The 21971-nt window shown below is 67.0% G+C and carries 22 protein-coding genes; 19 read left to right on the top strand and 3 right to left on the bottom strand.

Going from position 1 to position 21971, the window contains the following annotated elements:
- Positions 1-83 precede the first annotated feature (83 nt).
- The 16 genes from AZH51_RS14660 (at position 84) to AZH51_RS14585 (ending at position 14705) form a co-directional block, all read left to right on the top strand.
- The gene (locus AZH51_RS14660) at positions 84-791 is read left to right on the top strand and encodes a hypothetical protein (protein ID WP_291525560.1); all 708 of its coding nucleotides are present in this window, start codon (positions 84-86) and stop codon (positions 789-791) included.
- On the top strand, positions 788-1018 hold the full coding sequence (locus tag AZH51_RS14655) for a helix-turn-helix transcriptional regulator (protein ID WP_291525558.1): 231 nt from the start codon (positions 788-790) through the stop codon (positions 1016-1018). The genes AZH51_RS14660 and AZH51_RS14655 overlap by 4 nt, the downstream gene beginning before the upstream one ends.
- Positions 1019-1046: 28 nt before the next feature.
- Entirely contained in the window at positions 1047-1721 is a 675-nt protein-coding gene (locus tag AZH51_RS14650) for a Type 1 glutamine amidotransferase-like domain-containing protein (protein ID WP_291525556.1), read from the top strand.
- A gap of 79 nt (positions 1722-1800) precedes the next feature.
- A complete protein-coding gene (locus AZH51_RS14645) occupies positions 1801-2265 on the top strand; it encodes a hypothetical protein (RefSeq protein ID WP_291525546.1) in 465 nt (154 codons plus the stop codon).
- Entirely contained in the window at positions 2262-2585 is a 324-nt protein-coding gene (locus AZH51_RS14640) for a transcriptional regulator (RefSeq protein ID WP_291525544.1), read from the top strand. Before AZH51_RS14645 ends, AZH51_RS14640 begins: the two co-directional genes overlap by 4 nt.
- Before the next feature lie 106 nt (positions 2586-2691).
- Positions 2692-3084: a BatC protein gene (locus AZH51_RS14635; protein ID WP_291525542.1), complete on the top strand. Its 393-nt coding sequence runs from the start codon at positions 2692-2694 to the stop codon at positions 3082-3084.
- Between the two features lie 3 nt (positions 3085-3087).
- A complete protein-coding gene (locus AZH51_RS14630) occupies positions 3088-4317 on the top strand; it encodes a cupin domain-containing protein (RefSeq protein WP_291525540.1) in 1230 nt (409 codons plus the stop codon).
- Positions 4314-5204: a sucrase ferredoxin gene (locus AZH51_RS14625; RefSeq protein ID WP_291525538.1), complete on the top strand. Its 891-nt coding sequence runs from the start codon at positions 4314-4316 to the stop codon at positions 5202-5204. Before AZH51_RS14630 ends, AZH51_RS14625 begins: the two co-directional genes overlap by 4 nt.
- A 20-nt stretch (positions 5205-5224) precedes the next feature.
- The gene (locus AZH51_RS14620; RefSeq protein ID WP_291525536.1) at positions 5225-6202 is read left to right on the top strand and encodes an SAM-dependent methyltransferase; all 978 of its coding nucleotides are present in this window, start codon (positions 5225-5227) and stop codon (positions 6200-6202) included.
- A 39-nt stretch (positions 6203-6241) separates the two neighbouring features.
- Positions 6242-6655, top strand: coding sequence for a 30S ribosome-binding factor RbfA (rbfA, locus tag AZH51_RS14615; RefSeq protein WP_109685269.1), 414 nt, complete (start codon positions 6242-6244; stop codon positions 6653-6655).
- A complete protein-coding gene (gene truB / locus AZH51_RS14610) occupies positions 6633-7529 on the top strand; it encodes a tRNA pseudouridine(55) synthase TruB (RefSeq protein WP_291525533.1) in 897 nt (298 codons plus the stop codon). The genes rbfA and truB overlap by 23 nt, the downstream gene beginning before the upstream one ends.
- A gap of 80 nt (positions 7530-7609) precedes the next feature.
- Positions 7610-8719, top strand: a complete 1110-nt coding sequence (locus AZH51_RS14605; RefSeq protein ID WP_291525531.1) for a HoxN/HupN/NixA family nickel/cobalt transporter — start codon at positions 7610-7612, stop codon at positions 8717-8719.
- Between the two features lie 44 nt (positions 8720-8763).
- On the top strand, positions 8764-9720 hold the full coding sequence (locus tag AZH51_RS14600; RefSeq protein WP_291525529.1) for a bifunctional riboflavin kinase/FAD synthetase: 957 nt from the start codon (positions 8764-8766) through the stop codon (positions 9718-9720).
- A gap of 7 nt (positions 9721-9727) precedes the next feature.
- Positions 9728-10864: a rod shape-determining protein RodA gene (rodA, locus tag AZH51_RS14595; protein WP_291525527.1), complete on the top strand. Its 1137-nt coding sequence runs from the start codon at positions 9728-9730 to the stop codon at positions 10862-10864.
- Positions 10865-10906: 42 nt separating this feature from the next.
- Positions 10907-12724, top strand: a complete 1818-nt coding sequence (locus AZH51_RS14590) for a long-chain fatty acid--CoA ligase (RefSeq protein WP_291525525.1) — start codon at positions 10907-10909, stop codon at positions 12722-12724.
- Between the two features lie 19 nt (positions 12725-12743).
- Complete coding sequence (locus tag AZH51_RS14585) at positions 12744-14705, top strand: TIGR03960 family B12-binding radical SAM protein (RefSeq protein WP_291525523.1); 1962 nt, start codon at positions 12744-12746, stop codon at positions 14703-14705.
- A 52-nt stretch (positions 14706-14757) separates the two neighbouring features.
- On the opposite strand, the gene AZH51_RS14580 is transcribed toward AZH51_RS14585, so the two are convergent.
- Entirely contained in the window at positions 14758-15981 is a 1224-nt protein-coding gene (locus tag AZH51_RS14580; RefSeq protein ID WP_291525521.1) for an IS30 family transposase, read from the bottom strand.
- A 122-nt stretch (positions 15982-16103) separates the two neighbouring features.
- Positions 16104-17978 carry an ABC transporter ATP-binding protein gene (locus AZH51_RS14575; RefSeq protein ID WP_367188052.1) on the bottom strand — a complete coding sequence of 625 codons (1875 nt, stop codon included), beginning with the start codon at positions 17976-17978 and terminating at the stop codon, positions 16104-16106.
- A gap of 191 nt (positions 17979-18169) precedes the next feature.
- On the opposite strand from AZH51_RS14575, the gene AZH51_RS14570 reads away from it, so the two are divergent.
- Genes AZH51_RS14570 through AZH51_RS14560 form a run of 3 tightly spaced genes read left to right on the top strand, consistent with a single transcriptional unit; the run spans position 18170 to position 21183 of the window.
- Positions 18170-19966: an NAD-dependent malic enzyme gene (locus tag AZH51_RS14570; RefSeq protein ID WP_291525520.1), complete on the top strand. Its 1797-nt coding sequence runs from the start codon at positions 18170-18172 to the stop codon at positions 19964-19966.
- 13 nt (positions 19967-19979) lie between these two features.
- A complete protein-coding gene (locus tag AZH51_RS14565; protein WP_291525517.1) occupies positions 19980-20459 on the top strand; it encodes a MarR family winged helix-turn-helix transcriptional regulator in 480 nt (159 codons plus the stop codon).
- 4 nt (positions 20460-20463) lie between these two features.
- Positions 20464-21183: a 3-keto-5-aminohexanoate cleavage protein gene (locus tag AZH51_RS14560; protein WP_291525515.1), complete on the top strand. Its 720-nt coding sequence runs from the start codon at positions 20464-20466 to the stop codon at positions 21181-21183.
- Here the strand turns inward: AZH51_RS14560 and AZH51_RS14555 are convergent.
- Positions 21180-21887, bottom strand: coding sequence for a TIGR03936 family radical SAM-associated protein (locus tag AZH51_RS14555; RefSeq protein ID WP_291525514.1), 708 nt, complete (start codon positions 21885-21887; stop codon positions 21180-21182). The two genes, AZH51_RS14560 and AZH51_RS14555, sit on opposite strands and share 4 nt — an antisense overlap.
- Positions 21888-21971: the final 84 nt, after the last annotated feature.

The following is a 21971-nucleotide window of genomic DNA, read 5'->3' as shown; positions in this document are numbered from 1 at the left end:
CGCTAGCCACCTCGGGACATATCGATTATCGTTGTTATCGTTCTTCGATAAATCGGGAGGTCATCGTGGTCGGGTTCTTGCCAATGATCGTGCTGCTCATCATCGCCATGTTGGTGGTTGTTTCGCTGCGCAACGAGCGATGGGGCACCCGGGATGTCGTGCGGTCCACCGGCACCGTCGCTGCGCTGGGGGCGGTGGCGACGGGTATCGCGATCATCGTGAACATCGCCAACGCAACCGGTGGCGGCGACATCGACATGACCGTGCCCGTTGATGAGTACTGGCCGGCGCTCAACCCGGGAGTCACGGTGGAGGGACCTACGGCCACAGTCGCTGGCGGTGGCTTCACCTCCGCTGACGTGCAGGTGCATGGCCTCGACGGCGCAACCCGTGCCCTGTGGGTTACCGGTCAGGTAGTCGGGCTCCTTGTCCCTCTCACCGTCTGCCTGCTGATCGTGCTTGCGTGTTGGAAACTACTGCACGGCGATCCCTTCGTGGCGCTGGTCACGCGAGTTGCGCTCTGGACGTCGGTGGTCGTGCTGGTCGGAGGGCTGGCTTCACAGATCCTCCAGCAGATCGCGGCATCGCGGGCGGCCCACGCACTGCTGGACATCACCAGTTACACGGCCCCCGACGTGCACGGTCAGGAGTTGCCGACCGGACTTCCGAGAAGTACTGGCGGCTGGACGTTGTCCTTGTGGCCGGTGGGGGCGGCCCTGCTGATCGCCGCGTTCGCCGCGTTGGTGCGCTACGGGACACGGCTGCAAGAAGATGTCGAGGGTCTGGTGTGAGGCCGGCAGCCGACGAGGACACCGGAATCCACTGTCGCCTGGACGAACTGCTGGCCGAACGCGATATGACGTTGACGCGGCTGAGCGAACTTGTCGGCGTGTCGATCGTGAATCTGTCGGTGTTGAAGAATGATCGGGCCAAAGCCATCCGCTATTCGACGCTGTCGGCAATCTGCCGTGCACTGGACTGCGAGGTGGGGCAGCTCCTGGTACGCGTGGACCCGTGACCACTCGTGCGCCAGACTTGTAGGCGCCATGAAGATGTTGCTCACCTCTGCCGGTGTCCGTAACCCGGCGATCCGGGCCGCGCTTGACCAGTTGTTGCCGAGGCCGGTCGAGGAATGCAACGCGCTGTGCATCCCGACTGCGATGTACGGCCATCTGTCGCTCGCTGGCGCGGCCCGCACCTGGGAGTTCGTGGCCGGCCGGAGCGAGCAGCCGCAGGTTGAACTGGGCTGGAAGTCGGTAGGGCTGTTGGAACTCGCCGTGCTGCCGAGCCTCCCGGAGCAGCAGTGGCGGCCTTTGATCGAACAATGCGATGTACTGCTTGTCTCCGGTGGTGATGCGGTCTACCTGGCGCACTGGGTTCGGGAGAGCGGTCTGCTGGACGCGGTGCGGGACCGGCCGGAGTTGGTGTGGGTCGGCATGAGCGCCGGGAGCATGGTGATGGCGCCCCGGATCGGCGCTGACTTCATGAACTGGCAGCCGCCCTCCGGTGCTGACAAGACGCTGGGGCTGGTTGAGTTCTCCATCTTCCCGCATGTGGATCACCCCAGCCTGCCGGAGAACACCATGGCCGAGGCCGAACGGTGGGCGGCCACTCTGGGTAACCCGGCGTACGCGATCGACGACGAGTCGGCCGTCGTCGTCGACGGCGACCAGATCGGGGTCGTCGGAGAAGGTCACTGGCGCTACTTTCCGGCTGCCTGATCGGACCACCCAGGGTGGGCCTTGACTTTCCAACCGGGAAAGTGGTGAACTACTTTCCAACCAGGAAAGTGAGGCCATCATGACGAACCTAGATCCCGAACAAGCGCAGGGCGCGCTCCAAGTTGCAGCCGCCGCCCGCCGCCGGGTTGCCGATGAACTCGGCCTTCCTCGTGCCTACTGGTGGGTGATGGGCCTTGGCTGGCTGGGCCTGGGATTCATCAGTCACTACGCGTCACCGTGGGTGACGGTCCTCGCGACCATTGCCTTCGGCGCAGCGCATGCCAGCGTGGCGTCCCGCTGGCTCGACGGCCGGCATCGCACCGGTCAGATCGCGGTGGCTCGGTCCGTGGCCGGCGGTCGGGTGGCCGCCACCGTCATCGGGCTCCTCCTGGGAGCGATCCTGGTGACCGTCGTGCTGGCTCTCGGGCTGGACGCCGACGGTGCGCGGCACGCGGGGATCTGGGCCTCGGGTGTGGTGGGTATCGGCTTGGCCCTGGGCGGCCCGGGCCTGCTGGCAGCGATGCTTACCCGAACGCGTCGATGACCGCCCCCCGGTTCGATGAGTTGATCCACCCGAGCACCCGGTTGTCGATCGTGGCGACACTGGCCGCCTCGGAGTGGGCCGACTTCGCGTATCTCGCCGAGGCACTGAGCCTGTCCGACTCGGCGCTGTCCAAGCAACTGAGCACACTGGAGGCGGCCGGTTACGTGACCACGGAGCGCCGTACCCACCGTGGTCGGCGCACCGTCCGCGCTCGTCTGACGGCACAGGGGCGTACGGCGTTCGCGGGGCACGTCGCGGCGTTGCAGGAGATCGTCGACGGGAGCCATCTCGGCCCGGCGCGCGACGCAGCGGGTGCGTAGCCGGACAGCCGTGAATCCACCCGTCTTGCGGGTAGTCAGTGCCCTTGCGGGTGCATAGTCTCAGTGCCGTGGGGTCTTGCCCACAACCCAACCGAAGGGAATTGTCATGGCGCTCGATGATGACGACATCACCACCTCGACAACGGGTGGCGAAGGCCCCGCTGACGGCGGCTCGAACCCCGGTGGTCACGACGGCGGTGCCGACGGCTTCGCCAGTGAAGGCGAGGGTCCGGCCGACGGGGGCTCGAACCCCAGCGGTCACGATGGTGGTGCCGACGGTACGGCGAGCGAGGGTGAGGGTCCTGCTGACGGGGGCTCGAACCCCGATGGTCACGACGGTGGCGCGGACGGTTACGCCAGTGAAGGCGAGGGTCCGGCCGACGGCGGCTCGAACCCCGGTGGTCACGACGGTGGCGCCGACGGCTCCGCCGGTGAGGGTCCTGCTGACGGGGGCTCGAACCCCGGCGGTCACGACGGTGGCGCGGACGGCTCTGCCTGAGACATGTTGACTCGTTGTGTCGCGGTCGATCCCCTGACGTTCGCTCAGGACTACTGGGGTCGGCAGCCGCTGCTGACCCGGGCAGGGGATCTGCCGCGACCCTTCGATGACCTGTTGTCCCCGGACGCCGTTGACGAACTCATCGCCGAGCGCGGTGTCCGCACCCCGTTCATCCGGATGGCCCGCGAGGGCAAGCTCGTTGATCGCGAAAAGTTCGTTGGCACAGCGGGATTCGGTGCCGAGATGCCTGATCAGGTCGACTCGGCGAAGGTGCTGAACCAGTTCGCGAACGGCTCCACCCTGGTGTTGCAGGGTCTGCATCGGCTGTGGCCGCCGATCATCGACTTCGTCCGCGAGGCGGTCGATGACCTCGGCCACCCCGTGCAGGCGAACGCCTACATCACACCGGCCAGCAACCGTGGTTTCGATCCGCACTACGACGTCCACGACGTGTTCGTTCTGCAGGTGTCCGGCCGCAAGCACTGGACCATCCACGCGCCGGTCTACACCGATCCGCTCTCGAGTCAGCCGTGGTCCGATCACCGCTCCGCCGTCGAAGCGCGGGCCACCGAAAACCCGGTGATCGACACCATCCTCGAGCCGGGTGACGCGCTGTACCTGCCCCGGGGCTGGCTGCACTCGGCCAGAGCGCTCGGTGAGACCTCGATCCACCTGACCGTTGGTGTCGCCGCCATCACGACGTACGACGTGGTGCGCGCCATCGTCGACGAACTGGCGGCCACCGAGCAGCTGCGAGGATCCCTGCCGATGGGGGTCGACCTCACGTCCGCAGATGAGGTGGCGGCGATCGCGCAGAAGACGGTCGCGATCCTCTCCGACGCGTTGCGCGATGCCCCATCAGCCATCGCCGAGGGCGCTGGTGCCCGGGTGTCGAGATCCTTCGCCGAGCGCACCCGGCCGGTCGCCGTACGTCCCCTGGCCACGGTCGTTGCTGCCGAAAAGCTCGACGGCTCAACGGTTGTCCAGTGGCGACATGCACTCACCGGGCGGCTGGTGCCGCGCGGTGATGGCGTCCGGCTTCGGCTGCGCGACCGGAGCATCGACTTCCCGGGTAGTTGCGCCGAGGCGCTGGAAGCGCTGCGTGGCGGTACGCCGATCGCTGCCGGCGCGCTGCCTGGACTCGACGCCGACGACGGTGTGGTCCTTGCGCGACGGCTGCTGCGCGAAGCGGTGGTCGTCGTCGCGAATCCCGTGTCAGGACAATCCGGTTGATCGATCGGCTGCCTTGCAGCAACCAGTCCCGCGATCGGCACGACCCGCTCTACGGCACCGCGTCCGCCGGCCTGTCGTGGTTGCTGCTGGAGGTCGCCGGCGGCTGGGGACCGTCCGCGTTCACCGGGTCGCCGTCGGTGTTGGATCCGGCGCTCGGGCTGGCCATCGTTCGCCGCGCCGAAGCCTCCGGTATGCGCATCGCCGCGATTCGTCGCCCGGGTCGTCGCGAGTCGCCGTCCCGATGGCGCTGGTTCATCGCGTCGAGCCGCCCCGGGCAGGAGTGGCTCGTCGGGGGAGAGGTGGCCTCGCCGCAGGATTACCTCGACGTGCCGCTGGATGGATCCGCCGGCCAGCCGGTAGACGGTCCGTTGGTGATTGTGTGCGCGCACGGTCGGCACGACCAGTGTTGCGCAGTTCGCGGGCGTGTCGTTGCCGGTGCGATCGCGGCGCGCTACCCGCAGGAGACCTGGGAGTGCTCGCATGTCGGCGGCGACCGGTTCGCGGCCACGATGATCCTGCTGCCGCACGGCTTGTCCTATGGTCGCGTCGACTCAGTAGACGATCCGGCGTCGATCGTCGCTGCGTATACCCAAGGCAGAGTGGACGATTCGCTGCTGCGCGGCCGCACGGCGTACTCGCACGTGGTGCAGGCGGCGCAACACTTCGCGCGTACCCAGCACGGTGATGACCACATCGACGCCTATGCTCCGCTGGCGGTCCGGGAGGACGGCGACGTCAGCACGGTGCTCCTCGCGGCGGACCCGAAGCCGTTGGAAGTGGCGTTGCAGGCGACGTTGTCCGAACCGCTCCTGTCCACCTGCCACGCACGCATCCCCGGGCGGGTCACACAGTTCGCGCTGCGTTCTGTGCGCACGGCGACCGGCTGAGTTGCCGCTACCGTAACCGGGTGACACATTTCCTCGTCCTGGTCTCACCGTCGGCGAACCGGGTCTACGCCGCCGATGCTCCTCGCCTGGCTGCCGCTGAAGCCACGGAGTTACTCGGCCGCCCGGCCCACGAGGTGCAACTCGCGGGGGTGCCGTACGTCGAGTGCGAAGCCACGGACGCCGACGTACCCACGTTGTCCAACCTGTCGTCCACGTTGGCGCTGTTCCAATGGGAGGGTGACCTGCTGCGACCAATTCCGTTGCAGCGCAGGGAGATATATCCCGACGATCTGGTCACGATCCAGAAGTATCAGGGTAAGACGAACGAGACCTGGACCCGGCTGTGCCTCAACGTGACAGCCGCGCACACGACGACCAGAACTGCGAAGCGCACTGTCCTCGACCCGATGTGCGGCCGGGGAACAACGCTCAACCTGGCAATGCTGTTGGGATACAACGCCGTTGGGGTCGACGTCGACAAGCGGGACTTCGAGGCGTACGACGTCTTCATCAAGACGTGGTTGCGCAGCCACCGGCTCAAGCACACCATCGCCACCAGTCACCGTGGCACCCGCCTCGATCTCGAAACAGCCTGTGACAAGGACGCTTTCAAAGCAGGCGATACCCAGAAGGTCACCTACCTGCGCGCCGACACGACGGCACTCGACGGGCTCGTCCCCAAAGCCAGCGTCGACCTGATCGTGACGGACACGCCGTACGGCGTCCTGCACGGCTCGCACGGGGACCACGCCGGGCGGCAACTCAACCGGGCACCCCTCGAACTGCTCGACGCGGCGCTTCCCGCGTGGCTGCGGACGCTCAAGACCGGGGGAGCGATCGGGCTGTCCTATAACCGGCACGTGGCACCCACTGACGACCTCGCGCAGCTGCTGGAGCGGCACGGACTGCAGGTCGTCGTACGCGACACCTTCCGGCACCGCGTGGACGCATCGATCGATCGGGACCTGATGGTCGGCGTACCCGCCGGTCGCAATTAGGCTGGGGTCTCCGATTCACGGCTAGGAAGGTGGCTCGCCATGGCTGATCCGGCACGCGCGCGCAAGGTGGCAGAACGCATCAAGACGCTTGTCGCGGAGTATCTGGAGCGGGAGATCAACGACGAGCGGCTCGGTTTCGTGACGATCACCGACGTCCGGGTCACCGGCGACACCCAGCACGCGTCTGTTTTCTACTCGGTGATGGGCTCTGAAGAGGACCGGGAGACGGCCGAGACGGTGCTGAACGAGTACCGCGGGCGGATCCGCACGTACGTCGGGCAGGGCCTGGGCATCCGCCTGACCCCGTCGCTGGAGTTCATCCACGACGCGGTGCCCGAGGGCGCCGAGCAGATCGAGAAGGCGCTGGCCGAGGCCCGGGCGCGTGACGCTGAACTGGCGAAGGCCGCCGCGGCGGCCAAGCCGGCGGGAGATGCCAATCCCTACAAGGAGTGACTCACCCGACGGTCTGCTGATCGTCGACAAACCCGCTGATTGGACCAGCCACGACGTGGTCGCGCGGGTCTGCCGGTTGGCCGGCACCCGCCGGGTGGGGCATGCGGGCACCTTGGATCCGATGGCCACGGGGGTCCTGGTGCTCGGGCTGAACCGCGCAACGAAGCTGCTGACCTTCCTGGTGGGCTGCGACAAGACCTACGAGGCGACGATCCGGTTGGGGGAGTCGACCATCACCGACGACGCCGACGGCTCTGTGCTCTCCTCGGCGTCGGCCGGGCACTTGGCCGACGCCGATATCAGTACGGCGATCGCCGGGCTGACCGGTGACATCCAGCAGGTGCCGTCCTCGGTGAGCGCGATCAAGGTGGACGGGCAACGCGCCTACGCGAAGGTGCGTGGGGGAGATGAAGTCAAGCTCGCGGCGCGACCGGTGCGGGTGTCCGGTTTCGACGTGCTCGCGCGACGCGACCTCGGCGATCTGGTGGATCTCGATGTGCGCGTGGAGGTTTCGTCGGGGACTTATGTGCGGGCACTAGCCCGCGACCTGGGCACGGCGCTCGGGGTGGGTGGGCACCTGACCGCTCTTCGACGTACGACGGTCGGCCGGTTCACGCTCGCCGATGCCACGCCCCTGGCTAATCTGGGCGATCCGTTGCCGGTGACTCCGCTCGCCGAGGCGGCACGTGCGCAGTTCCCGGTGCGGGTTCTCACGGAGGAGGAAGCGCGCAAGCTGCGGTTCGGGCAACGCATCGCGCCGGACGGGCCGCTCGGCGATCCGGTCGCAGCGATCGGGCCCGGCGATGACTTGGTGGCAATGCTCGACCAGTCCGGCGACGTGCCACGCTCGCACGTGGTGTTCCCGACCAGCTGACCCTGCCCGGTTGGATAGGCCGCAAGACCGTTCGAAGGGCTAGACGCGACAAAGTCGCATCAACCGATAGGCTGCCGATCATGTCGGTCATGGACTCCGTGCGCAGCGCCGGGAACAACGTCAGAGGCTTGACTCCGAGTGAGGTCCGATCGATCGCGGGGATGGCCGCGTTCATTATTGCCTTGCACGTAATCGGTTGGGGCACACTGGCATTCATCGTCGCCCCTGAGCACTACGCAGTGGGCACCGACGGCACCGGCAAGGCCCAGTTCTTCGGGATCGGCCTGGGCATCACGGCCTACACCCTCGGGATGCGCCACGCCTTCGACGCCGACCACATCGCCGCGATCGACAACACCACCCGCAAACTGCGCGGCGAGGGTCAGCGACCGGTCAGCGTCGGCTTCTGGTTCTCCCTCGGCCACTCCAGCATCGTGTTCGGCCTGTGCCTGCTACTCGCGCTCGGTATCCGGGCGCTGTCCCGGACGGCGACCACCGAGGGCACCACGCTGAACACCATCCTGGGCACCTTCGGCACCACCGTGTCCGGTGTCTTCCTGTGGGCGATCGGCATCATCAACCTGATCGCGCTGATCGGCATCATCAAGGTCTGGCGCAGCCGCAAGTCCGGCGAGTTGGACGAGGCCGCTCTGGAGGAGCACCTCAACTCCCGCGGTTTCCTGGCCCGGATCCTCAAGCCGATGCTGAACGCGGTCAAGAAGCCGATCCAGATGTACCCCGTCGGGCTGCTCTTCGGCCTCGGGTTCGACACCGCCACCGAGATCAGCCTGCTGGTCCTGGCCGGAGGAGCGGCCGCCTCAGCGCTGCCGTGGTACGCGATCCTGACCCTGCCGGTCCTCTTCGCCGCCGGCATGAGCCTGTTCGATGCGCTCGACGGCATCTTCATGAGCAAGGCCTATGGCTGGGCGTTCACCAAACCGCTGCGCCGCCTCTACTACAACGCCACCGTCACCAGCGTCTCCATCGTCGTCGCCCTGATCATCGGGACCATCGAGTTGTGCGGTGTGATCGCCGACCGCTTCGACATCACCTCCGGTCCGGTCGCATCGCTGGGCTCGATCGAGTTGGACAACATCGGGTTCGTGATCGTCGGCGTCTTCATCGGTACCTGGATCCTTGCGCTGGCGGCCTGGCGCGTTTTCGGTCTGGACAAGCACGAACTGGCCTGAGCCCACGCCGGAGGTGGGTCAGCACTCCTGGGTAAGGTTGGCGCGTGCTGCGCCTCACCGCCCTGGACCAGGTCCCGGCCGATCTGCAGGCGTCCGTCGTCACCATCGGCAACTTCGACGGCGTCCACCGCGGCCACCGCGCCCTACTGACGACCTTGGTGCAGCGAGCACAGGCCGACCACCTCACCAGCGTGGCGGTCACCTTCGAACCCCACCCACTCGCCGTACTGCACCCCGATCGCGCACCAAAAGCCCTCACCGGCCTGGACGACCGGCTGGACCTGCTCGAAGAGCTCGGCGTGGATGTCGCCCTCGTCCTGCCCTTCACGCTGGAACTGGCCGCCCAGACACCCCGCGAGTTCGTCGAAGAGGTCTTCGTCGACGCGCTGCACGCCCGTGTGGTCATGGTCGGGCGGGATATGCGCTTCGGGGTGCGCAACTCCGGCGACGTGCACACCTTGACCGAGTTGGGTCAGGAGTTCGGGTACGACGTGGCGATCGTTGACGACGTCGGCACCGATAAGCGCTTCTCGTCGACCGACACCCGGGCCCGAATGGTCGAGGGCGATGTCGCCGGCGCCGCCGAGATCCTCGGGCGCACCCCGGAAGTGCACGGCGTGGTCGTGCGCGGTCTGCAGCGGGGCCGCGAACTGGGCTACCCGACGGCGAACCTGGCCGCCGACGCCACGGGCATGGTGCCCGAGGACGGGGTGTACGCCGGGTGGCTGGTCCGCGACCGCCTGCCAGAGAGCGACCCGGACCACCGGATGCCCGCCGCGATCTCGGTCGGCACCAACCCGACCTTCGATGACGTGCACCGCCGCACGGTGGAGGCCTACGTCCTGGACCGTGACGACCTGGATCTGTACGGCGAGTCCGTCCGGGTGCAGTTCGTGCAACGGGTCCGCGGCAACACCAGGTTCACGACGATCGAGGCGCTGATCGAGCAGATCGGTAACGACGTCGACAAGATCCGCGATCTGCTCAGCGACTGCGACTGAACCCGCCATGCCGGCGCTCGCCCCGCCCCCCGCCTCTGCCGCGCCGCGAACGCCCTGGTGGCGCCTGGACTGGGGCCTGGTCATCGCGGCGCTGGGCCTGTCACTCGTGGGTGCGACCCTCGTCTACTCCACGACGCATCGCTTCGGGCACGGCTACCTCGCGCATCACCTGTTCAACCTGACGGTCGGGATGCTGATGGCGTTCGGGGTCATGCGGCTACGGGTGCGCACGATCCAGACCCTGGCGCCCATCGTCTACGTGCTCGCGCTGCTGGGACTGCTGGCGGTGCTCGGCCCGTTCGGATCCACGATCAACGGTTCCCGGTCCTGGATCGAACTGCCCGGATTGTCTTTGCAGCCAGCCGAATTCGCCAAAGTGGCCCTCTGCGTGGCGCTGCCGATGGTGCTGGCCGAACACGGCGAACGTGGCGCTCGTCCGCCGGCTCGCGACGTGCTTGTTGCCGGTGCGCTGGTGGCGGTGCCGGTGGCGCTGGTCGTCCTGCAACCCGACCTCGGGTCGGCAACGGTGCTGGTCATGATCGGCCTGGGCGTGGTCACCGTCTCCGGGGCCCGCTGGCCGTGGATCGCCGGAGCACTCGCCGCCATGGCCGCGGTGGTGTGGGCGGCGATGTTCACCCCGATGCTGAGTGCCTACCAGAAGGCCCGGCTGACCGCGTTCCTGCACCCTGACGCTGATCCCGGCGGGATCGGCTACCAGATGCACCAGGTCCGCCTCGCCATCGGTGGCGGTGGCTGGACCGGGCAGGGGCTGTTGCACGGTCGTGCCACCCAGGCGGGCGTCATCCCCTTCCAACAAAGTGACTTCGTGTTCTCCGCAGCGGCCGAGGAACTGGGGTTCCTGGGCGCGGCGGCGCTGATCGCCCTCCTTGGCTTTGTCGTCGTGCGCGGCCTGTTGATCGCCTGGCACACCCAGGACAGTTTCGGCCGCCTCGTAGCCGTCGGGGTCTCCAGTTGGTTCCTCTTCCAGATCCTGCAGAACATCGGGATGAACCTCGCGGTGCTGCCGGTCACCGGACTGCCGTTGCCGTTCGTGTCGTACGGCGGGTCGAGCATGTTCGCGTGCTGGATCGGGATCGGCCTGCTGCTGAAGGTGCATGCCGACGACGCGGCCCGGCGGCCCTGAGCGCTCTACAGGCGTAGAAGGGGCTTGCGTATCATGGGGCGTATGACGTCCCTCACTGCGGAGGAGACCGCGCTCGACCAGCCGCGGTCCATCGCCCACATGTTCCTGGAGCGGGTGGCCGCCACCCCCGACGCGCCGGCGTACCGGTATCCCGAAGGCGATGACTGGGTCAAGCTGACCTGGGCCCAGACGGCCGATAAGGTCCGCGACCTGGCTGCTGGTCTGGTCGCCCTCGGCGTTGAACCGCAGGGCCGGATCTCACTGGCCTCGTCAACCCGCATCGAATGGGTCTTGGTCGACCTGGCGGCCATGTGGGCCGGTGCGGCGACGACGACGATCTACCCGACCAGCACCCAGGACGACGTGCGGTTCATCGTGAACGACTCCGAGAGCAGCGTCGTCTTCGCCGAGAACGACACCCTGGTCCAGTTGCTGCTGGAAGGCCGGGACGCCGTACCCGGTGTCAGCAAAGTGGTCACCTTCGATGGCAAGGCCGACACCGACTGGGTGATGAGCCTGGCCGATCTGTCGGCGATGGGTGCCGAATACCTGGCCGAGCACCCCGATGTGCTCGACGAGCGCCTGGCCGGGATCACTCCCGATGCGCTCGCGACGTTGATCTACACCTCGGGCACCACGGGCCGGCCCAAGGGCGTCCTGCTGCCGCACTCGTGCTGGACCTACGAGTCTGTCGCGGTCGAGCAACTCGACCTCCTGCACGCGGACGACGTGCAATATCTGTGGCTGCCGCTGGCCCACGTCTTCGGCAAGATGCTGCTGAGCCTGGCCGTGCGGATCGGGATGGAGACGGCCGTCGACGGCCGTCCCGACAAGATCGTGGAGAACCTGTCGGTGATCCGCCCCACCTGGATGGGCGCGGCGCCACGGATCTTCGAGAAGGTCTACGGCAAGGTCAGCACCACCGTCGACTCCGCGGGTGGCGTGAAGGCCAAGCTGTTCCACTGGGCATCGGACAACGCGCGCAAGGTGTCGGCCGCCCGCGAGGACGGCGGGAAGGTATCCCCGGTGCTGGCCGCGCAGCACGCCGTGGGCGATCGACTGGTCCTGTCGAACATCCGCACCCTGCTCGGGGGGCGGGTCCGCTTCTTCATCTCCGGCTCGGCCGCGCTCAACACCGACGTGGCCCGCTGGTTCGACGGTCTGGGCGTGCCGATCCTCGAGGGATACGGACTGACCGAGACCACGGCTGCCGCGGGTGTGAACCTGCCGTCCAGCAACAAGATCGGGACGGTCGGCCCGCCCCTGCCGGGCACGACGTACCGGATCGCCGAGGACGGTGAGGTGCTGATCAAGGGTGGCGGCGTCATGGCCGGCTACAAGGATCTGCCCGAGGCGACCGCCGAGGTGCTGATCGACGGCTGGCTGCACACCGGTGACATCGGCGAGTTGCTGCCGACCGGTCAGCTGAAGATCACCGACCGCAAGAAGGACCTGTTCAAGACCTCCAACGGCAAGTACGTCGCCCCGGGCGCTCTGGAGGCCCGGTTCAAAGGTATCTGCCCCTACGTGTCGCAGTTGGTGGTCGAGGGGGAGAGCCGCAAGTTCGTGTCCGCGCTGATCACGCTGGACGAGGAAGCGATCATGGAGTGGGCGGCCAGCAACGAGGTGCCCGGCGACTACCACGACGTCGTCATGTCCCAGCAGGCGCGCGACCTGGTCCAGGGCTACGTGGACAAGCTCAATGGTGACCTTGGTCGGTGGGAGCAGATCAAGCGCTTCATCATCCTGCCGCGCGATCTGAGCGTCGAGGACGGCGAGGTCACCCCCAGCCTGAAGGTCAAGCGCAAGGTGGTCATCAAGAAGTACAAGGATCAGTTGGATTCCCTCTACACCGACTGAGCCGCCTACCCTTGTCGCTATGGCAGGGGAGTCGATCTTCACAGACCTCGAACCGCTCCTGGAGCGGGTGAGCAAGCCGATCCAGTACGTCGGTGGCGAGTTGAACTCGACCATCAAGGACTGGGACTGCGGCGGTTTCGGTCCCGACGGGCAGGAACTGACCGTCCGGGGGGTGTTGATGTACCCCGACGCCTACGAGGTCGGGCTGCCCAACCAGGGCGTGATGATCCTGTACGAAGTGCTCAACGAGCAGCCGGGTGCCTTGGCCGAGCGCACGTACGCCGTGTGGCCGGACATGGAGGAGGCCATGCGGTCCGCGGGCGTCCCCCAGTTCACCGTCGATGCCCATCGGCCGGTGCGCGACTTCGACGTGTTCGGCCTGTCGTTCTCCACCGAACTCGGCTACACCAACATGCTCACCGCCCTCGACCTGGCGGGGATCCCGCTGCACGCAGCTTCCCGTGGCGAGGACGACCCGATCGTGATTGCCGGCGGGCACGCGGCGTTCAACCCCGAGCCCATTGCTTCCTTCATCGACGCGGCGATCGTCGGTGACGGTGAAGAAGCGGTGCTGGCGGTGACTTCGCTTGTGCAGCAATGGAAAACCGCCGGTCGCCCGGGCGGACGTCGCGCACTCCTGCTGTCGCTGGCCCGCTCGGGTGGTGTCTACGTGCCGGCGTTCTACGACGTGTCCTACCTGCCGGACGGACGCATCCAGCGTGTGGCACCGTCGTCCGATCCGGACCTGTCGGGGGTCCCATGGCGCGTGTCGAAGCACACCGTGATGAACCTGGATGAGTGGGCCTACCCCAAGCAGCCGCTCGTGCCGCTGGCCGAGACGGTGCACGAGCGGATGTCGGTGGAGATCTTCCGGGGCTGCACCCGTGGTTGCCGCTTCTGCCAGGCGGGGATGATCACCCGTCCGGTGCGCGAGCGCTCGATCACCGGGATCGGCGAGATGGTGTCACGAGGGCTCGCGGCGACCGGCTTCGAGGAGGTCGGTCTGCTGTCGCTGTCCTCGGCCGACCACTCCGAGATCGGGGATATCGCCAAGGGGCTTGCGGACCGGTACGAGGGGACGCAGACCGGTCTCTCACTGCCGTCGACCCGGGTGGACGCGTTCAACATCGACCTGGCCAACGAGCTGACTCGCGGCGGACGTCGATCTGGTCTCACGTTCGCACCCGAAGGCGGCTCGGAGCGGATCCGCAAGGTCATCAACAAGATGGTGACCGAGGACGACCTGATCAACACGGTCGCCGCGGCCTATTCCGCCGGGTGGCGGCAGGTGAAGTTGTACTTCATGTGTGGTCTGCCGACCGAGACCGACGAGGACGTACTGCAGATCGCCGACCTGGCCCGTCGCGTCATCGAGACCGGTCGCCAGGTCAGCGGTCGCCGCGACATCCGGTGCACCGTCTCCATCGGCGGCTTCGTGCCCAAGCCGCACACCCCGTTCCAGTGGTGCGGTCAGTTGTCGGCGGAGGAGACCGATGCGCGGCTGATCAAGTTGCGGGACACGATCCGGGCCGACAAGCGCTACGGCTCCTCGATCGGGATGCGCTATCACGACGGGCAGCCCGGCATCGTCGAAGGACTGTTGTCCCGGGGTGACCGCCGGGTCGGTGACGTGATCGAGGCCGTGTGGCGTGCCGGTGGCCGGTTCGACGGGTGGAGCGAGCACTTCTCCTACGAGCGCTGGATGGCCGCTGCTGCAACGGTTTTCGAGGGTCAATCGGTCGATGCGAACTGGTACACCACGCGCGAGCGCGACGAGCACGAAGTTCTGCCGTGGGACCACCTGGACTCCGGTCTGGACAAGGAGTGGCTCTGGGACGACTGGCAGGACGCGCTGGATGAGACCGAGGTCGATGACTGCCGGTGGACCCCGTGCTTCGACTGCGGCGTCTGTCCGCAGATGGGTACCGACATCCAGATCGGCCCGACCGGCAAGAAGCTGCTGCCGCTAACGGTGGTGTGACCTCGGCCGTCGCGACTTTTGGAACGGAATTCACCTGAAGCGGCTGGCGGATTCAAGTGGTGGGTGCAACGCTGAGTATTTCGTTGAGCATATTGGCTGGTTTGGCCCAGCCGAGGGTCTTGCGGGGTCGGATGTTCAGCAGGCGTTGCATCTCGGCGATCTGCTCGTCGCTGACGGCGGCGAAGTCGGTCGATTTGGGGTAGAAATCCCGGATCAGGCCGTTGGTGTTCTCATTGCTGCCGCGTTGCCAGGGTGAGTGCGGGTCGCAGAAGAACACCTGGCAGTTGGTGGCCAGGGTGAACTCGGCGTGCCGGGCCATCTCGGCTCCCTGGTCCCAGGTCACGGTCTTACGCAGCGAGGCGGGCAGGTCGCGCATCATCGCCGTGAGTTGATGCGCGACCGTGGCCGAGTCATGGGTCAGCGGTAACCGGCGGATCAGCACGTACCGCGTGCTGCGTTCCACCAGGGTGATCAACGCGGAGGACCCACCGGTACCGATGACCAGGTCCCCTTCCCAGTGCCCAGGCACGGCACGATCAGCCACCTCCGCGGGGCGTTCGGTGATCATCGCCTCTTGCCCGATCCAGGAGCGGTTACTGGCCCGCGGGGGCAGGTTCGAGCGGGGTCGGCGCCGGGACCGCCCGGTCCGTAACGCTTTCTCCACCAGCAGTTCTTGGCGCAGTGATCCTTTTCCCTGCACGTACAACGCCTGGTAGATCGTTTCGTAACTCACGTGCATATCGTCGCGGTCTGGGAACTGGATCAATAGCTCCGCTTCGATCTGCTCAGGGGAGAACCGCTCCGTGAGCAACCGCACCACCTCAGCGCGCAGCGGAGTTCCCGGGCCCAGTTTGCAGGCCCGCGGGCGACGCCGGCGAGCCCGGGCAGCCGCGGTGGCTTGGCGGGCCCGATACGACCCATCATGAGGATCTCGTCCCCGAGCGACTTCCCGCCACACCGTGCTGCGGTGCACTCCCAGTTCGGTCGCGATCTTGGCCAGGCTGACCCGCTCGTTCAGCCGCAGATGGATCAGCACCGGTGCCTGGTCGTTCAACCGGCCCAGCTCATCAGTCCACGGACCAGCCACGGGCGCTGGTTTGCTCACCCCGGCCGCTCCGCCATGGCGTCCCAGAATCAGCGTCATACCGGCCAGCTTGGCCCACGAACGCACCGTGGAATAACTCACGCCCACACCACGCGCGACCTGCTCAGCGCTCATACCCTGCGACAACAACCGCAACGCCCGACGACGCTCTGCAGACAAATCTCGCAACACAACCTCCACGGTTCGTGTTGCACCCACCACCTGAACCGGGCGCTGCTGGGAGGTGAATCCCGTTCCAAAAGTGGGGAAGCAGACCAAACGTGGGGAAGGGGGCGCCGGGGGTGGTCAGAAGGTCACATCACCAGGTCTTCGGTGAGCCGGTCCTGCGCGCGGACCAGCGCGGCGTACCGGCTATCACGGGCCATCAGCTCATCGTGCGTGCCCTGCTCGGCGATCCGTCCGCCATCGAGTACGACGATCAGATCCGAGTTGCGCACCGTGGACAACCGGTGGGCGATGGTGAGCGTCGTGCGATCCAGACTCAGTACGTCGAGGGCATCTTGCACTGCTCGCTCGGTGGCGTTGTCCAGGGCCGAGGTGGCTTCGTCAAGGACAAGGATGCGCGGGTCGCGAAGAATGGTGCGGGCCAACGCGATTCGCTGCTTCTCACCTCCGGAGAACCGGTACCCGCGAGCGCCGACCACGGTGTCGTAGCCGTCCGGCAGGGACACGATGAGGTCGTGCACCTGGGCCGCGCGGGCCGCGGCGACGATCTGCTCGTCGGTGGCGTCCTCGCGGGCATAGCGCAGGTTCTCCTTGATCGTGGTGTGCAGAAGATAGGTGTCCTGGGCGACGACACCGACCAGGGAGGCCACGTTGCCCAGGGTCATGTCGCGCAGGTCGACACCGTCGATCGCCACCGACCCTGAGGATGGGTCCTGCAGTCGCGAAACCAATGACGCCAGAGTCGACTTGCCCGATCCGGTGGCCCCGACCAGCGCGACCGAAGCACCCGCCGGGATGCTCAACGAGATGTCGCTGAGCGCGTTGCGGTCCGCGTCGGGGTAGCGGAACGACACGTCACGGAAGGTGACCGAACCGTGCGCTGTCAGAGGGTCGACAACAACCGGGGAGGCGGGGTCGTCGATCTCCACCGGCATGTCCAGGTATTCGAAAACCCTTGAGAACAAAGCCATCGAGGTCACCACGTCGGCGCCGACATTGAGCACGCCCATGATCGGACGGAAGATCGCGGCCTGCAGCGCGGTGAAGGCCACCAGGGTTCCGATGGTCATACCGCCGCTGGTGGCGGGCAGCCCGGCGATCAGGTAGATCAGCGCGGGGATGGTGGCGAAGATGATGGCCATCGTGCCCATCTGCCAGCGGCCGGCCATCTGCGACTCGACCTCGTAGCCGGTCATCTCCTTGGAGGTGCCGGTAAAGCGTTGTGCCAGAGCGGGACCGGAGGCCAAAGACTTGCTGAGCATCACCCCGCTGACCGACAGCGACTCCTCGATCTGGGTCTGCAGATCGGCCTGTGCCCGCTGCGCGCGGGTCTGGATCTTGCGGCGGATCCGGGCGACCCGGCGGGTGCCCCAGATGGCGGGCGGCAAAATGATCAGCGAGAGCAGCGACAGTCGCCAGGACAGGGCGACCATGGCGATCGCGGTGGCGACCGCAGTGGTGACGTTCGTGGCGATCGAGGTCGCGGTGTTGGTGATGACGCCCTGCATCGCGTTGATGTCGTTGGTCAGTCGCGACTGCAATTCCCCGCCACGGGTGCGGGTGAAGAAGGACAACGGCATCCGCTGCAGGTGGGTGAACAACTGGGTGCGCAGGCCGTGCATCACCTGCTGTCCGACGTTGGTCGACAGATAGGTCTGGACGACGCTCAGCGCCTGGGTGATGACGACCACCACGATCATCGCGACGACCAGCGTCACCAGCAACGACACCTTCTGGTGGGGGATGGCCTCATCGATGATGCGGCGGGTCAGGAAGGGTGTGGCCAGGCCGATGACCGACGTGGCGACGATGAGGGCCGTGATGACGGCCAACGCACCGCGGTGCGGCGCGAACATGGCCACGATCCGACGCTTGGACACTGGATGTTCTTCAAGTTGGGTCAGATCAGCGGCGCTGCGCTTGGTGGGCATGAATCCGGGTCCGCCGCCGCGTATGGTGGCGAATCCGCTGGACATGGCTCCGGGGTTGGGTCCTGCTGCCATAGGGCATCAGCCTCCTTGAGTAGGTCCGGAAAGTCGGAGAAAGTCTGAGGGGGTCGGGCATCGCTGCTCTCGACCGACGTTAGTGAGGTTACCTCACAATGATGTAACACCACAACTGGGAGCAGCATTCCCCTCCCCGTCGGTTTCCACCGCTAGGTTGCAGGAGAACGCACACCTACCGAGGGGTCTTGATGTTCTCCAGGCAAGCGCATTCCGTCCACGACGCATCCGGCCGGCGGCGGTTCCAGACCGAGGCGCGCGGCTATGAGGTGCTTCGCGATCCCGCCCTGAACAAGGGCACCTCGTTCACGCAGGAAGAGCGCGCCGCCCTGGATCTGAACGGTCTGCTGCCACCGGTCATCACCCCCACCATGGAGCCGCAGCTGACCCGTTCCTACGCCGGCTACCTGTCCCAACCCACGGACCTGGCCAAACACATCTACATGTGGGATCTGCACGACAACGACGTGACGCTGTTCTACGCCCTGCTGCAGCGTCACCTGATGGAGATGCTGCCGGTGGTCTACGACCCGGTCGTCGGCGAGGCCATCAAGAAGTACTCCGAGGTGATCGCCCGTCCGCGCGGTGTGTACCTCTCGATCGACGCCGTCGACCAGATCCACGATCGGCTAGCCGCGTTCGGCGCGAGCGGCGACGACATCGACCTGCTGGTCGCCTCCGATGCGGAGGAGATCCTCGGGATCGGCGACTGGGGCTCCAACGGCATCGACATCTCCATCGGCAAACTCGCGGTCTACACCGCCGCTGCGGGCATCGACCCGCACCGTGTGGTCCCCGTGATCCTCGACGCCGGGACCAACAACGAGATCCTGATCAACGACCCGCTCTACGTCGGCGTGCGCCGCAGTCGGGTGAGGGGTAAGGAGTACGACGACTTCATCGACGCCTATGTCACTGCCGCACGCGACCTTTTCCCCAAAGCGCTGCTGCACTGGGAGGACTTCGGTTCGACCAACGCCCGCCGGATCCTGGGCCGCTACCGCGACAAGATGCCTACCTTCAACGACGACCAGCAGGGCACCGGCGCGATCGTGCTGGCCGGATTGCTCAACGCCGTGCCGCGCAGTGGTTCGACCTGGGCCGATCAGCGAGTGGTGATCGTGGGCGCGGGCACCGCCGGGTGCGGTATCGCCGACCAGATCCGCGACCAGATGGTCCGTGAGGGCGTCCCACAGGACGAAGCCACCCGCCGGATCTGGATGGTGGATCTGCCCGGCCTGCTGACGCAGAGCATGTCCGAGGACATGCTGGACTTCCAGCAGCCCTATGCGCGGCCGGAGGACGAGGTCAGCGACCTGCGCCGCACCCAGGTCGCGCCGATGGCGGCGACCCTGACCCGCTGGCCAGCGATGGCTGCGCTGCGGCAGAAAGCGATTGATGCCGGCGGCATCATCGATCTGGCCACGGTGGTGAGCGCGGTCAAGCCCACGATCCTGATCGGAACCTCCACGACGCCGGGGCTGTTCACCGAGGCGATCGTCAAGGACATGGCGTCGCACACCAAGCACCCCATCATCTTCCCGCTGTCGAATCCGACGGAATTGCACGAGGCCACACCCGCTCATCTCCTGGAGTGGACCGAGGGGAAGGTACTGGTGGCCACCGGAGCGCCGTTCGATCCGGTCACGCACAAAGGGGTCACCTACACGATCGCGCAGGCCAACAACGCCGCGCTCTACCCGGGTCTCGGACTGGGCACGATCGTGGCCCGCGCCTCCACGGTGAGCGACGAAATGATCCACGCCGCAGCCGAATCCGTCGCTGGTCAGGCACCACCGGCCTCACCCGGTGCACCGCTGCTGCCCTCGAACGATGCCCTGCGCAGCACCTCCAGCATCGTCGCGGTAGGGCTGGTCCAGGTCGCCAAGACCGAGGGCATCGCCCAGGCCGACGACCTCGACGATCCGGTGGAGGCCGTCCGGCGCAGCGTGTGGTGGCCGGAATATGTGCCCGTTGACGCGATCTAGTTACCCTTTCCCCGTGAGCGAGCCATCGGACAGCAGCCGGGTCGGTGAGTTGCTGTTGCGTTGCGCGCACACTGTGCGCAAGACCACTGCCGAGGACCTCGAACCTCTCGGTTTGTCACCGCATCACGCCCGGGCGTTGGAGGTCATCGCCCGGGGCGGCGCCGCGCGCGGCGAGCCCGCGATCGACGTACCTCCCCGGCTCAGCCTGCTGGCCGAGCGGTTGCGGATCGCCCCGCGGTCGGTGACCGAGGTGGTGGATGCGTTGGAGGACAAGGGTCTGGTACGCCGAGAACCCGACCCCAGCGACCGGCGCGCGACCGTGGTGCGGCTGACCGACGAGGGTGAGCACACGGCCGCCCGGATCCGGCAATTGCGCCACGCCCGGATGGACCGCTTGCTGGACGCACTCGACCACGACGAGCAGACGCAGTTGACGGTCTTGTTACAGAAGGTGCTGAACGGCACGGAGCAGCCCTCGGACGTGTCACGCTAAGCCCGTGCTGAAAGCGTGCCTCAACGGTCCCCGGTTGCCGCATGAGCACTGGAAGCTGCCCGTGACTCTGGAGCAGTTGGCCCAGTCCGCGCAGGAATCCGTCGCGGCGGGCGCCGAGGCGTTGCACGTGCACGCCAAGGACCGTCGCGGACACGACACGTTGGCGCCCGACGTCGTCGACGCCACGGTCGCCGCCTTGCGCGAAGCCGTGCCCGACGTCCCGATCGGCCTGACCACCGGTGCCTGGACCTCCGACGACCCGCTCGATCGCGAACAGCAGGTCGCCCAGTGGAGCGTCCTGCCGGACTTCGTCTCGGTCAACTGGCACGAGGTGCGCTCCGTACCCCTCGCGGAGCAGTTGCTCGAGCGCGGGGTCGGCATCGAGGCGGGGCTGTGGACGCCGAAAGCCGTTGCGCAGTGGCAGGACTGGCCATTCCGCGACCAATCCTTGCGCGTGCTGCTGGAGATCGTCGCCGACCTGCCCGCGGCCGCCGCGCTCGCCGCTGCGCAGGCATTGATCGATGCGATCGGTGAGGATCCCGGCGTGCCGGTGCTGCTGCACGGGGAGGAACGCGCCGCCTGGCCGGTGCTGGAGCTGGCGATCGAGCGTGGGTACGACGTGCGGATCGGTCTGGAGGACACTCTCGAAATGCCCGATGGCACAAGGGCTTTCGACAACGCTTCGCTGGTGCGCTGCGTCAAGGACCTGCTCACCCCGGCTTAACCGAGCGGGTCACCGATCGACGTACCCGCCAGGGGGCCTTGCGCGAGGCGGGTGGCCACGGGCGGCCGCGCCGTGCGGAACCCGGCGACCGACTCCAGCGCCTTCACCACGTCATCGGGTCGGATCGACGGAGCCTGATGACGTACGACGATCGCCAGCTGACCGTCATCGCCCACCTGCGCGTCGACCAGCGCCGCTCGCATGTCGAAGGTCTTCGGGCCGGCCTTCATCATCCGGGTCACGTCGACCTGCGGGGTGTCCAACAGCGTTCGCACTGCTGATCGCAGCGCGTCGAGGTCGGTGTCAGCGGCGAACGCCAGCTGCCATGCGCTGGCCTCCAACCTGTCGGCCAGGCCGCCCGGGCCAGCGGTAACTGCCCGCACGATGTCCAGACCCGGTGGCAGCGCGGCGTCGAGATCGGTGCGGACCTGGTCAGGGTCGCACTCACGGGTCAGCGCGATCTCGAAATACTCCGCTTCACTCGCTGCGCCGGTGGGGGCCGCGTTGGCGTAGCTGATCTTGGGGTGCGGATGGAAACCGGCCGAGAACGCAATCGGCAACCCCGCCCGGCGGATCGCGCGCTCGAGGGCCCGCTGGAAGTCGCGGGAGGAGGAGAAACGCAGTCGGCCCCGCTTGGCGTACTGCAGACGCATCTTCTGCACCGCCGGATCCGGGGCGGGGCCCTCGGGGACACGTCTGGCCACGAAGCAGCACCCTACTGGGAGGCGCACGGCAGGTCGCGGTGAGTCGCGGCGTGCACAAACTGTGAGATAATCGTCGGCGGACGT

It is taken from the genome of Branchiibius sp. NY16-3462-2 (assembly GCF_001594145.1).
Lineage (GTDB): Bacteria > Actinomycetota > Actinomycetes > Actinomycetales > Dermatophilaceae > Branchiibius.
The sequence above is the reverse complement of the archived record's forward strand: the minus strand, read 5'-3'. Positions and strand labels throughout refer to the sequence as shown.